This window comes from Kushneria sp. Sum13 (assembly GCF_052692355.1).
The window spans coordinates 2,900,499-2,912,780 of record NZ_CP199847.1 but is presented as its reverse complement, the minus strand read 5'-3'; the positions used below and the strand labels follow the sequence as shown (position 1 = coordinate 2,912,780).

Annotated in this window: 11 protein-coding genes and 1 riboswitch; of the genes, 7 read left to right on the top strand and 4 right to left on the bottom strand. The window is 61.7% G+C overall.

Annotated features, from left to right (window positions below; all coding sequences use genetic code 11):
• Positions 1 to 244: 244 nt before the first annotated feature.
• The gene (locus tag ACUN8C_RS13515; protein ID WP_445619683.1) at positions 245 to 1,294 is read left to right on the top strand and encodes a DUF535 family protein; all 1,050 of its coding nucleotides are present in this window, start codon (positions 245 to 247) and stop codon (positions 1,292 to 1,294) included.
• On the opposite strand, the gene ACUN8C_RS13510 is transcribed toward ACUN8C_RS13515, so the two are convergent.
• Positions 1,280 to 2,299 (bottom strand): SMP-30/gluconolactonase/LRE family protein, encoded by a 1,020-nt coding sequence (locus ACUN8C_RS13510; protein ID WP_445619682.1) that lies wholly within the window; start codon positions 2,297 to 2,299, stop codon positions 1,280 to 1,282. The genes ACUN8C_RS13515 and ACUN8C_RS13510 overlap by 15 nt on opposite strands.
• 147 nt (positions 2,300 to 2,446) lie before the next feature.
• Positions 2,447 to 2,598, top strand: a riboswitch (FMN riboswitch).
• 109 nt (positions 2,599 to 2,707) lie between these two features.
• Here ACUN8C_RS13510 and ribB point away from each other — a divergent pair.
• From ribB to ACUN8C_RS13480, 6 genes are all read left to right on the top strand, one after another.
• Positions 2,708 to 3,397: a 3,4-dihydroxy-2-butanone-4-phosphate synthase gene (gene ribB, locus ACUN8C_RS13505; RefSeq protein WP_445619681.1), complete on the top strand. Its 690-nt coding sequence runs from the start codon at positions 2,708 to 2,710 to the stop codon at positions 3,395 to 3,397.
• A 149-nt stretch (positions 3,398 to 3,546) separates the two neighbouring features.
• Positions 3,547 to 4,023, top strand: a complete 477-nt coding sequence (locus ACUN8C_RS13500) for a bifunctional diaminohydroxyphosphoribosylaminopyrimidine deaminase/5-amino-6-(5-phosphoribosylamino)uracil reductase RibD (protein ID WP_445619680.1) — start codon at positions 3,547 to 3,549, stop codon at positions 4,021 to 4,023.
• Positions 4,020 to 4,961, top strand: coding sequence for a glutathione S-transferase family protein (locus ACUN8C_RS13495; protein ID WP_445619679.1), 942 nt, complete (start codon positions 4,020 to 4,022; stop codon positions 4,959 to 4,961). Before ACUN8C_RS13500 ends, ACUN8C_RS13495 begins: the two co-directional genes overlap by 4 nt.
• 24 nt (positions 4,962 to 4,985) lie before the next feature.
• Positions 4,986 to 6,479 (top strand): carboxypeptidase M32, encoded by a 1,494-nt coding sequence (locus ACUN8C_RS13490; RefSeq protein ID WP_445619678.1) that lies wholly within the window; start codon positions 4,986 to 4,988, stop codon positions 6,477 to 6,479.
• 170 nt (positions 6,480 to 6,649) lie between these two features.
• On the top strand, positions 6,650 to 7,411 hold the full coding sequence (locus tag ACUN8C_RS13485) for a Mut7-C RNAse domain-containing protein (RefSeq protein WP_445619677.1): 762 nt from the start codon (positions 6,650 to 6,652) through the stop codon (positions 7,409 to 7,411).
• A gap of 107 nt (positions 7,412 to 7,518) precedes the next feature.
• A complete protein-coding gene (locus ACUN8C_RS13480; protein WP_445619676.1) occupies positions 7,519 to 8,841 on the top strand; it encodes an Nramp family divalent metal transporter in 1,323 nt (440 codons plus the stop codon).
• Positions 8,842 to 8,898: 57 nt separating this feature from the next.
• Here ACUN8C_RS13480 and ACUN8C_RS13475 read toward each other — a convergent pair whose 3' ends face one another.
• The 3 genes from ACUN8C_RS13475 to ACUN8C_RS13465 all read right to left on the bottom strand — a co-directional run bounded on the left by ACUN8C_RS13475 (position 8,899) and on the right by ACUN8C_RS13465 (position 12,120).
• Positions 8,899 to 9,702 (bottom strand): DUF1206 domain-containing protein, encoded by an 804-nt coding sequence (locus ACUN8C_RS13475; protein ID WP_445619675.1) that lies wholly within the window; start codon positions 9,700 to 9,702, stop codon positions 8,899 to 8,901.
• Between the two features lie 74 nt (positions 9,703 to 9,776).
• Positions 9,777 to 10,256: a YchJ family protein gene (locus tag ACUN8C_RS13470; RefSeq protein ID WP_445619674.1), complete on the bottom strand. Its 480-nt coding sequence runs from the start codon at positions 10,254 to 10,256 to the stop codon at positions 9,777 to 9,779.
• Between the two features lie 124 nt (positions 10,257 to 10,380).
• A complete protein-coding gene (locus ACUN8C_RS13465; RefSeq protein ID WP_445619673.1) occupies positions 10,381 to 12,120 on the bottom strand; it encodes an META domain-containing protein in 1,740 nt (579 codons plus the stop codon).
• Between the last annotated feature and the right edge of the window lie 162 nt (positions 12,121 to 12,282).

The following is a 12,282-nucleotide window of genomic DNA, read 5'->3' as shown; positions in this document are numbered from 1 at the left end:
TGATGGGACGACGGCGATTCTAGCATGCACGCCTGAAAGACCCCATCCAATCATTGCAGGCCTGCCGCCTGCTTGCGCCATTGCGCGCTGGCGGGTATGGAAACGGCGTCATGACAGGAGGAGCAAAAAAGATAGAGAACACTGTTTGCCATCGACATTAAGGGTCTATTAACATGGATTTAATATTTCCTTAATGCCCGCGGTGTTTTACCTCCGAGCAGACCACTGCCATGAGTGAACGGCCATGAATCACGTTACTGCATCACCACGCTGGGAGCGCCTCTCTTCCTGGCATGCGGCACGCCACGTCTATCCGAAGCGGCGCGAGTGGAAAATGCGCTACAAGATGTTCGTGCGTGCGACCCTTCATCAAGGCGTCCATCGCACCCTGCTGATGGGTGTATCGCTGAATCCGCTGCTTGAACGGGCAGTGACCAGCCGTGCCAATCTGCTCAACAAGCCGTTTCGCCCCTATATCTCGACTCGTTATGGCCATATCGAGCGTCTGCGCCATTTGCTGCTGCATTATCAGCTGCAACGACATCTGCTGACCGATGACGTCAGTGCCCGCATCACGCAGCGGCCCGGACTCTGGCTGGGAGAGTGTGTGGTCGGGGGTGAAACCGCCAGTATCCATCTGGGCTATCGCGGCGCGCATGACAAGGAAGGCGAGATGATGCTGATGATCATCCGCCCGCCCAGAAAACGTCTCTACAGCGCCGCGCTGTCCTTCATGCGTGACGATCAGGGCCGCCCGGTGCTGTGTCTGGGCACCATACAGGGCTCGCGTCAGCAGTCGGACTGGAACCGTCAGTTCACCCGGGATCATTTTGGCTTGCGGCCGCAGTCGCTGATGGTTGAACTCACGCAGATGCTGGCGCGCGCGCTGGGCATGCCAGACATTTACTGCGTGGACAATGCTCACCACGTCTACCGCGCAAAACCCAATGGCCGCCGTCAGCGCGGATTTGATCTGGACGCATTAATCCTTGAGCACGGCGGCGAGGCGAACACGTCGGGCTGGGTCGTGTTGCCCGCCGACCAGCGCCGCAAGGCACTCGAGACCATCGCGTCCAAAAAGCGCAGCATGTACCGCAGGCGCTATGCCTGGCTGGACGCGCTGGAAGCCCGGGTTGAGCAGGCCATGGCTGGGGAGGCCCCGGCCGGCACGGTTGAACCGGTCGCGAGGGACAGGCTGCCGACAGACCGCACACCGGCATCAATGCGAGCTGATGTGCGAGCTGATGTGCGGGCCGACGTGTTGGAAAGGCCTGACGCGTCAGTCGCGCTGTGAGTGGGCCTCGCCCACCTTGACAGGGATACGATAGAGGCTTTTGGTCGCGGTCACGAAGAGATAGTGCTGACCGTCGTGTTCGGCAAAGGCCAGGTTGGCGGTGCGCTCAGGCAGGTCGACCCGACCCAGACGCTCACCTTTTGGGTTGAACACCTGCAGGCCGCTGTCGCTGCTTGTCCAGACATTGCCGTGTTCGTCGACCTTGAGGCCATCGGGCACGCCGGGTGAGATCTCGGCAAACACGCGCTCATTGGAGAGGGCGCCGTCATCACTCACATCGTAGGCGACGATATGGTGATTGAGGCTGTCATCCTCGCGGTCGTGGCCCTGTTCGGAATCGGCGATATAAAGCGTTGTCTCGCCCGGTGCAAAGGCCAGCCCGTTGGGTGTTTTGACCGCCGGTGTGGACAGTCGGGTCAGCTCTTCGCTTTCCGGGTCGAAGCGGTAAACGTATTCGCCACCGGTCATGGGAGTGCCCCCGTAGCCCTCTTCGGGCTGATCAATGCCAAAGGTCGGGTCGGTAAACCAGATGCGCCCTCGGGTGTCGACCACCAGGTCGTTGGGGCTATTGAGCTTGTGCTCGCCGTCCAGGTCGACCAGTACCTCCCACTTTCCATCCTTGTTCAAACGCTCCACGGCGCGTTTGCCGTGCGAGGCGGCCAGTATCCGGCCTTCATGATCCAGCGCGTGACCGTTGTGGAACTGCGCCGGTCTCAGCCACTCCTTAACCTTCTCTCCCTCACGCCAGATCATGACGCGATTGTTTTTGATGTCGCTCCAGATCACGCTGCCATCGGGCAGTGCCAGTGGGCCTTCGCTCCATATACCGCCATCAAAGAGCCGTTTGATATCAGCGCCTTCATCGATCAGCTTGTTAAACCCGGGGGTCTCGGTGACGACCTTTGGGGCATCGCCTTCAGAGGCCAGCGCGCTGCCGGCACCCATGCCGGCCATCAGCAGGCCTGTGCATACCGAGCGCGAGAAATGTTGAAGCCAGCGGGACATGAGTGTCATTCCTTGTCGTGATGTGATGCGACCAGCCTGACGGCTGAAACAGCTTTCGCCAATATGACCTTTTGCCATTGACATGCACGTGCAGGGATTGCCCGAGCGGAATTTGCGAGCTAGTCTGACTCCGATTCGTTTTTCGAGTCAGATCCTCAGGGCGGGGTGAAAGTCCCCACCGGCGGTGATGTCAAAACCGGTCATTGATCCGGCAGCGAACAAGCCCGCGAGCGCATGACGCGCAGGAATCGGTGAGATCCCGATGCCGACGGTGATAGTCCGGATGGGAGAGGATCGACGCCTGATTGCCCGTGGCGGGCGAGGCGTCGCTGTACGTGTCGTACAAGCACTCCTGTCTTGCCCTGTTCCTTGTCCCTCGCCATCGATGGCGATCCTGGAGCAGCCTTTATGTCCCGCAATATCGAAAATGATGGTTCTCTTTCCGAATCCGCACGCTCGCGTGTTCGTCTGGCACTCGACAGTCTGGCCCGCGGCCACGGCGTGGTCGTCACTGATGATCCCGATCGTGAAAACGAAGGTGACCTGATCTTTGCCGCCACCACGCTTGAGGATCATCAGATGGCCCAGATGATTCGTTTTGGCAGTGGCATCGTCTGTCTGTGTCTGACCGGCGAGCATGCCGACCGGCTGGAACTGCCGCCTATGGTGGCCAACAACGAAAGCCCCTACTCGACCGGCTTTACCGTCACGATCGAAGCCAGAGAAGGCGTCACGACCGGCGTGAGTGCTTATGACCGCACCGTCACCGTACGGGCCGCGGTCGCTGACAATGCCCGTGCCGATGATCTTGTCCGCCCCGGCCATATCTTCCCCCTGCGCGCGCGCGATGGCGGGGTACTGACGCGTCGTGGCCATACCGAGGCCACCATCGATCTGGTGCGTCTGTCAGGCAACGCTCCCGCCGGTGTGCTCTGCGAGCTGATGAACGATGACGGCTCCATGATGCGCGGTGAGGCGCTGGAAGCCTTCGCACAGGATCGTGACTACCCCATGGTTTCGATTGCCGAGCTGGCGGCTTGGCGTGAGCAGCATGATCCGGTGTCCTCCTTTGATGTGGCCGCGTTTGCCTCGATGTAGGCCTGTCGATTCAGACGTTGTCTCTCGATTCAGGCGTTGTCTCTCGATTCAGACCTCGTCCTCGAGTTAAACCTTGTCTCGCGATAACCTTCGCCTCTGACCGATAGCACGCCGGGCGTGCTGTCGGTCGCATGCAGGGAATTCGGTCCATGAATACGCTTCATTCGTCTGCCTTTTTCATGCGTCAGGCGCTGGCCGCTTCACGTCTGGCCCTGCCGCACTGTCTGCCCAACCCGCCCGTGGGCTGCGTGCTGGTGGATCACGACACCATCGTGGCCCGGGGGTATACACAGCCGCCGGGCCATTTTCATGCTGAAGCGCACGCTCTGTCGCAGCTTGCCACGGCCCGTGGCCTTGAGGCCTTTGTCACCCTGGAACCCTGTTCCTTTCACGGCCGCACACCTTCCTGCGCGCAGGCGCTGATTGACAACGGCATTCGACGTGTCAATGTCGCCATGATTGATCCGCATCCGCTCAACCAGGGACGCGGCATCGACATGATGCGTCGTGCCGGCATTGACGTTCGGGTTGGGGTCGAGCAGGCGATGGTCGCTCGATTTATCAGCCAGCATCTGGACATCGATCCGCGCTATCAATCGCTGAAATGCTGCCAGGAGTTCTCATGACATCCGTGCTGCTTCACCACTTTGATGCCTCGCCGTTTTCCGAAAAGGTACGCCTGCTGCTGGGCTACCGTGATCTGGCGTGGGGGTCCGTGTGTATTCCGCGCATGATGCCCAAGCCCCATTTCACGGCGCTGACCGGCGGCTATCGCAAGACGCCGGCACTGCAGATCGGGCGCGATATCTACTGCGATACCGCCCTGATCGTGCGCGTCATCGAAGGCCTTTCAGGGGCGCCCTCGCTGGTGCCGCCTCATCAGGCGGCCAGCGTCAGAGCCCTTGAGGAAATGGGGGATCGCCTTTTTCTGGCCGCCATTCCGATTATCTTTCGCCCGGAAGGGCGCGCGGCGCTTGTGGATCAGATCGGCGAGGAAGGGCTGGCCCGCTTTCAGGCTGATCGCGCCGGGCTTTTCAGCGGCGGCAACCTTTCCAGACCCGATGATCAGTTCTCCCGCGCTGTATGGGCGCCGACGCTTGAAGCACTCGAGGCGCAACTGGCCCATCAGCCGTTTGTGCTGGGCGAGCACCCGACGCTGGCCGACTTCTCGCTTTACCATCCGATCTGGTATGTCAGAAACAATCCCGGCGTGCGCGACGTTGTGGAAGATTACCCCGCCCTGATGACCTGGTTTAAACGCCTTCAGGCCTTTGGCCACGGCAGACGCCATGAGATGAGCGAGGCACAGGCGCATGACGTCGCGGCATCCTGCGATCACTGGCAGCCGCTGGAAGGAGCGTTTGATCAGAGCTCTGGCCTGGCCGAAGGCGCGGCGGTGACCCTTCAGGCCGTGGATTACGGTGTTGATCAGGTTCAGGGTCGACTGGTTCATGTCAGCCAGGAGGTGCTTACCCTGGAGCGTGAGGCCACGTTTGAAGGTCGCACCCTCGGTTCGGTCCGCCTTCATTTTCCCCGCGATGGCTTTGCCCTGAGCCCCGCCTGATTTTTTTGATGCAAGGAGCGTTTCATGAGTTCCCCTACCGCCTATCAGCAGCTCGAAGCCCGTTTTGCGCGGCTGCACCGCTATGGCCATCTGGGCGCCATGGCGGGCTGGGATCAGCTGACCATGATGCCGCCGGGGGGCAACGATGCCCGCGCCGAGGCCATGGCCGAGCTGAGCATGCTGATGCATGAGACGCTGACCGCGCCGCAGACGCGCGAGCTGCTGGAGGGCATTGACGCCTCATCGCTTGAGCCCGAAAAACAGGCCAACCTGCGCGAGATCCAGCGTGAGGTACAAGACGCCACCGTCATGCCGCCGGAACTGGTCGAGGCGCAGTCACTGGCCGGTGCCCGCTGTGAACAGGCCTGGCGCACCTGTCGGCCCAACAACGACTGGCAGGGCTTTTTGCCCACGTTCCGTGAAGTGGTGCGCCTGTCGCGCGAAGAGGCACGCATTCGCGCCGAGGCCGCTGGCTGCAGCCGCTATGAGGCGCTGTTGCAGAAGTTCGAGCCGGGGCTGACCCTTGAGGCGCTGGATCGTATCTTCAACGACATGCGCCAGTGGCTGCCGGGGCTTTTAAGCGAGGCGGTCGAGCATCAGTGCGGGCGCGATATCGTCCTGCCGCAGGGTCCCTTTGGCGAGGCCGAGCAGCGCCAGCTTGGTGAGCGTGTCATGCGCTGGCTGGGGTTTGATTTCGATCATGGTCGGCTCGATGTCAGCCTTCATCCCTTCTGTGGCGGTGTGCCGGACGATGTGCGCCTGACCACCCGCTACCGCGAAGACGAGTGCCTCACGGCACTGATGGGCATCATCCACGAGACCGGTCACGCCCGCTACGAGCAGAATCTGCCGTCACAGTGGCGCAGCCAGCCGGCCGGACGCGCTCGCTCGATGGCCGTCCATGAATCCCAGAGTCTCAGTTTCGAGATGCAGCTGGGACGCAGTGCGGCCTTCGTGCGACAGCTCAGGCCCTGGCTGGTCGAGGCGCTGGGGGACCAGCCGGCCTTTGAGGCAGACAACCTGGTGCGTCTGTCACAGCAGGTCGAACCGGGCCTGATTCGGGTCGATGCCGACGAGGTCAGCTACCCGGCCCATATCCTGCTGCGCTATGACATCGAGCGCGCCCTGATCGAAGGCGAGATCGAGGTGGAAGACATCCCCGCCCGCTGGGACGATGCCATGCAGCGCCTGCTGGGGCTGGATACCTGCGGCAACTACCGCGACGGCTGCCTGCAGGACATTCACTGGACCGACGGCTCGTTTGGCTACTTTCCGACCTACAGCCTGGGCGCCATGCTGGCCGCGCAGCTGATGGCGGCGGCGCGTCGCGCCGAGCCGCAGCTTGATGCGCGCATTGCCGAGGGCGATCCGAGCCTGCTGCTGGAATGGCTCAAGGACAATATCTGGCAGCAGGGCAGCCTGCTTGAAACCTCGGAACTGATCACGCGCGCCACCGGCGAGGCCCTCAACCCCGAGTATTATCAGCGCCATCTGCGTGAGCGCTATATTGAAGGTTGATCCTGGCGTGTGACCCCGGTATCAAAACGCCACATTTCCCGGCAGGACGAATGCCTGTGGCACGAAGTGTTACAACAAGACAGCCATAAAGGCGGTCTGCTGGTGTGACATTCGTGCCGCTGGCCACCACACTTGGGCGCTCAAACTACTGAACGTCGAGAGCTTGGGTGATGGGTGTACAGGTACTTTTCCACGGCTGTCTCGATGACTTCCTGCCGCCTGCCGGGCGAGGGCAGCCGGCCACGCAACACACCTCAAGGCGTACCTCTCTCAAGGACCTGGTGGAATCGTTCGGCGTCCCGCATACCGAAGTTGCCGCGCTGACCATCAATGATGCCCCTGCCGCGTTCGAGACACTGATCGAGCCCTCAAACAGCAATCATTATCTGATCAGGGCCTGGCCGGCCGGTGGATCGGGTGGGCTGCCGAGCGGTCATGCCCTGCAGCCGCCGCGTCCACGGCCGGCGCGATTTGTGCTCGATGTTCATCTCGGTCGGCTGGCGCGCTATCTGCGCCTGCTGGGATTTGACGTGTGCTGGCGCAACGATTTCGAGGATGAGGAGCTGGCAGGCACGTCGGCCGCTCAAAAGCGCATTCTGCTGACCCGTGATCGGCGCCTGTTGTATCGCCGCCAGATCGTGCACGGCTATTTCGTGCGGGCCACGGATCCCTCGCAGCAGATTGAAGAGGTCTGCCGACGCTTTGAGCTGCACGACGAGATCGCGGCCTTCAAACGCTGCGCGCGCTGTAATGGTCTTCTGATGAAAGTGGACAAGGCCTCGGTGGCTCACCGGCTGGAAGCACGCACCCTGCATTATTATGATGACTTTTATAAATGCGCCAGATGTCGTCATGTCTATTGGCAGGGCAGTCATTTTGCGCGCATGTCTGCCTGGGTCGAGGGGCTGAAACAGCCCGATACCGAAAGTTAGCCATCGCTGAAGCACGTCTTGCAGGTGCCTCAAATCGGCTCTTTTTAACCACGGTATAATTGTATTACCCTAGTGTTCTTAAGGCCTGCTTCAACGAAGGAATCCTCATGAGCGCAAGACCCGAACAGCCGGCGTCGCTGCTGGGTACCGATATTGTGCCCGGCAGTATCAGTGTGCCCCGTGGCGGCAGTGCCTTTCGACGCTTTCTGGCCTTTCTGGGGCCGGGGGCGATGGTATCGGTGGGCTATATCGATCCGGGGAACTGGGCGACCTCGCTGGAAGGCGGATCACGCTTTGGCTATACGCTGTTGTGCGTCATTTTGCTGTCCAACCTGATGGCCGTGCTGCTGCAGTCGCTGTGCGCACGCCTGGGGATTGCCAGTGGGCGTGACCTGGCGCAGAGCTGTCGCGAACATTATCCGAAAGCGGTCAATATCGTGCTCTGGGCGCTGTGCGAGCTGGCCATTATCGCCACGGATCTGGCCGAAGTGATCGGCACCGCCGTGGCGCTCAAGCTCTTGTTCGGTATACCTCTCGCCTGGGGGGCCGCGATCACCATCGTGGATACCGTAGTGCTCCTGATGCTGATGCGGCGCGGATTTCGCTGGCTGGAAGCCTTCGTCATGTCGCTGATGGCGATGATCTTTGGCTGTTTTGCAGTGGAGCTTGCGCTGGCGCAGCCCTCGCTGGCCGGCATTGCCGACGGCTTTTTAAGCCCCGACCCCGGTATCGTGACCAATCCGCAGATGCTTTATATCGCCATTGGCATCATCGGTGCCACGGTCATGCCGCATAACCTGTATCTGCACTCGGCGCTGGTCAAGACGCGCGATTTCGAACAGCACGCACAAGGCAAGCGTGAAGCGCTGCGCTTTGCCACGCTCGACAGCACGCTGTCGCTGTCACTGGCGCTTTTTGTCAATGCCGGCATTTTGATTCTGGCCGCGGCGGTCTTTCACAGCGCCGGTCAAACGGTCGTTGAGATCGAGGAGGCCTATGGCCTTCTAAGCCCGCTGCTGGGCGCGGGCATTGCCGCGACGCTTTTTGGCGTGGCGCTGCTGGCCTCGGGGCTCAATTCGACCGTCACGGCAACGCTTGCTGGTCAGATCGTAATGGAGGGATTTTTGCGTTTTCGCATGAAGCCCTGGATTCGGCGGTTGATCACCCGGGGGCTTGCGATCCTGCCGGTGCTGTATGTCACCCAGGTGTACGGCGACCAGAGCGTGGGGCGGCTTCTGGTCCTGAGTCAGGTCGTGCTGTCGCTACAGCTGCCCTTTGCGATCATTCCGCTGATTCGTTTTGTGTCCCGCCGTGACTGGATGGGAGAACTGGCGATCGGCTGGAAAATCAAAACGCTGACCTGGGCCATTACGGTGCTGATTCTGGTGCTCAATGCCCGGCTGGTCATGGAAGTCTTTCACGGCCTCTAGCGTCCCGAGAGGCATCCGTCGCGCCCCGAGCGGCGTGCTGACACGCCACTCGGGAGCTCAGGCATTCACGTTGCGAAAGCGGGCATTGACCAGGCAGTAGCCGCCATAGGCCATCAGGCCCAGAGCGACCAATGACAAAAGCCAGGGACCGAAGGGCTGCTCGGCGACGGCGCTCAGCGCACCGCCCAGTCCGCGGGCATCGTCGGGGTCAGTATTGATGGCCGAAAGGCACAGAAAAAGGGCCACGATCATGAACACGATGCCGCGCGCCGTCAGCCCCACTCGTGACACATTGGCTGCAATCAGACGCTGGGTACGGGTCATCTCGTTCAAGTGCCAGTTCTTTTTATAGCTGTGATTCCAGCCGCGCCAGATCTGGCGAAGTCCTACCCCGAGAAAGCCGAGCCCGACCAGAAAGATCGCCACGATGCCGCCCGGGTGGGCCATGACGGTGCGGGTCTGACTGCTGGTGGAGCTTGAGCCGCCACCGCTATCAAGCAGTAATTCGACACAGTTGATGGCGACGCCGGCGTAGATCAGCCCGCTGAGCACATAGCCCAGTCGGGTCAGAATGCCTTTCCAGTCGCGTCCCTTGTTTTCGGCATCAAAAAACGCCTGTACCAGACGCCAGGCGGTATAGCCGAAAAGCCCGACAGCCAGAAGGGCAATGAGCACGCTGCCAAAGGGCTGGGTGGCCAGTTTATTGATGGCTTCCGTGGAGCCCCCGTTACTACCGCCCATGCCCAGCACGGCCATCATCGAGAGCCAGCCAATGGTGATATAAATCATGCCCTTGGCGGTGTAACCACATCGAGCTGCGATGGTCACAAGGCGCTGGGTGTTGCCGCTGGGATGGTCCAAGCCAACTCCGAATCGTCGGTAATGAGTTTTGAGAGGGGTTCAATTCTGGGAAACAACGCCCGCTTTTGCCAACTTTATTGATCTGCACAGCACTTCTTGTACTTCTTGCCGCTGCCACACGGGCAGGGATCATTGCGCCCGGCGCGGGCCATGGCGGGCGGGTCGATGGCGCCATCGACATAGCGCCAGCGCCCGGCGCTGCGGCGAAAGCGTGAGCGCTCGTGCAGCACGTGTTCAAAGCCGTCTTCCAGATACCACGCCTTGAACTCGACCATGCCCTGAGCGCCGTGCGCGCTCGTCTGGATAATGTCCAGACGCTGCCAGTCCACGGTGCGCACGTTGAGCATGGCGGCGTCCTGTGGCGGTCGTCCCGGGGCGTTGTCGGCCCAGGTGCTGAACAGATACTCCCCCAGCCCGCCGAGTGCAAAGGCGCTATAGCGCGAGCGCATGAGGGCTTCGGGCGTGGCGGCGACCTGCTCGCCGCGGTGAAGCGGGCCGCAGCAGTGTTCGTAATGGTTTCCGCTGCAGCAGGGGCAGATGAAATCAGTGGACATGAAACAACCCTGTGGTAATGCGCTGATCAATATCGTTTGAAAAGGCGTGATGCCGATAAAAAAAGACCGGCCGACAGTGTAGAGACTGTCGGCCGGATGTCGAGACGCGGGTCACACGGGAGGATCAGGCCTGCCAGCGAGTGCTCAGCCAGTTCAGGGCACGGGACGTGGTGGCGCGTACGCCGCGTTCCAGTGCGCTTTCATCCAGACGCGAGGTCGTGATGATGCTCTTGTCCTTGAGGGCGTCGCGGTCGGTCAGCTCGGGTGCCGCCGTTTTCTGATGCTGCTCGTCGGACAGCACCTTTTCCTGTGCCTGGCCGATCGGCTCACCCGAATACAGTACCCACTGATTGCTTTCCCGGATCGCGTAGGAGTGAATATCACGCGGTGCGGTCACGGTCATGTCAGGCAGGTTATCCGTGGTGTCACTCTTGAGCAGGCTGGCAAACCAGGCAAGACGCGAGGTTTCGACGGCCGGCTGCCAGGGCGCATTTTCCTGCGGGCTTTGCTGGGGGGCCAGCAGCCAGCTGTCGGCACCCATCTGCTGCCACAGGTCCAGACGAGGCGACTGCTGTGCCAGTGTCGGTGTCTCTACCTGCGTCATGTGAGTGGCCTGAATGGCTTCCTGCGGTGCCAGCGCCATGGTGGTCGCGGCGCGCGGTGCCGGACGGCTCTGGGCCACCTGAACCGGTGCGCTCTGCACGGGTGCCTGCGGTGCTGCCGCCGAAGCAGGCGCTGCTGCCACGACGCTGCCGGTGCGGATCTCGTCATTCAATGCGATGGGCGCACGCTCGGAAGCCGTGTTGATCGGTTCGGCGGCGGGTGCCTGAGCCACCGTTTTAACGGGAGCAGGGGCGACCGTGTTGCCGGTGCGGATCTGAGTGTCGAGGCCGATGGGCGCACGCTCGGAAGCCGTATTGATCGGCTCGGCAGTGGGTGCCTGAGCCACCGTGTTAACGGGAGCAGGGGCGACCGTGTTGCCGGTGCGGATCTGAGTGTCGAGGCCAATGGGCGCACGCTCGGAAGCCGTATTGATCGGTGCGGCCGCCGGGGCCTGAGCCACCGTGTTAACCGGGGCAGGGGCGACCGTGTTGCCGGTACGGATCTGGCTGTCGAGGCCGATAGGCGTACGTTCGGGAGCCGTGGTGACCGGTTCGGTCGCCGGGGCCTGGGCCACGGCACGGGCACTGACGTGTGTGACCGGCGCGCCGGCATTTACCTGGCTGTAGAACGCCATTTTCGGACGCGGCGCTGCCGGTTTCGGAGCGGCTTCAGGTTGCGGCGTCGGTGTGGCGGCAGCTGTCTGGACCGGTGCCGTGCGCGTGACCGCTACCGGCTGTGCCTGCGGGCGGCTTGCCGGCTGGCTGGCCGACTGCTCACGGGTTTCGCGCTCGATGGCGCGATCCATGGCCAGGGCACTTTCGGTGGCGCTGGCATCCGCGCCTGCCGGGTTCGGGCCGAAGCTGGCATGCGTCAGCTGCGGGTCGGTATTGGTGTGAACGACCACGGCGTGAACGTTGTCGCGCAGAAGCCACATGTCACCGGTCTTGTCGAGCTTCGGGCCGCGCTTGAGGAATTCGGCCAGTACCTGCTCGCGACGATCGTCCGACGGCTGACAGGCCATTTTGGTCGAGGCGATCTCGCCGACTTCCAGCCGGGCATCGTCGGGACGGGCGTTGGCGCTCAGATGGTTGCAACCGACCCAGGCATCCAGACGGTTGCCCGTCAGATTGACTTTGGCGCCGCTGATGTTGGTCAGCGCCGTGGCGTAATAGCCTGAAGATGAAGACCCGGAACTGGCGCATCCTGCCATCAGGGTGGCCAGTGCCAGCGTGGTAAGCGTTGGCCTGAATGCGTGTCGCATTGAAACTCCTGTTGCGTTGATCATGCTACCTGTCCCGGGTAGACGGTCGGTCCCGATGAAAACATCGGCACATAATGGTTATGGGGCGCAAGCATACCCTGGTGTGAGGAGGAAGATGTGATCAAAGTGATGATTGTTACATGCTGTGGCATCACACTGTTA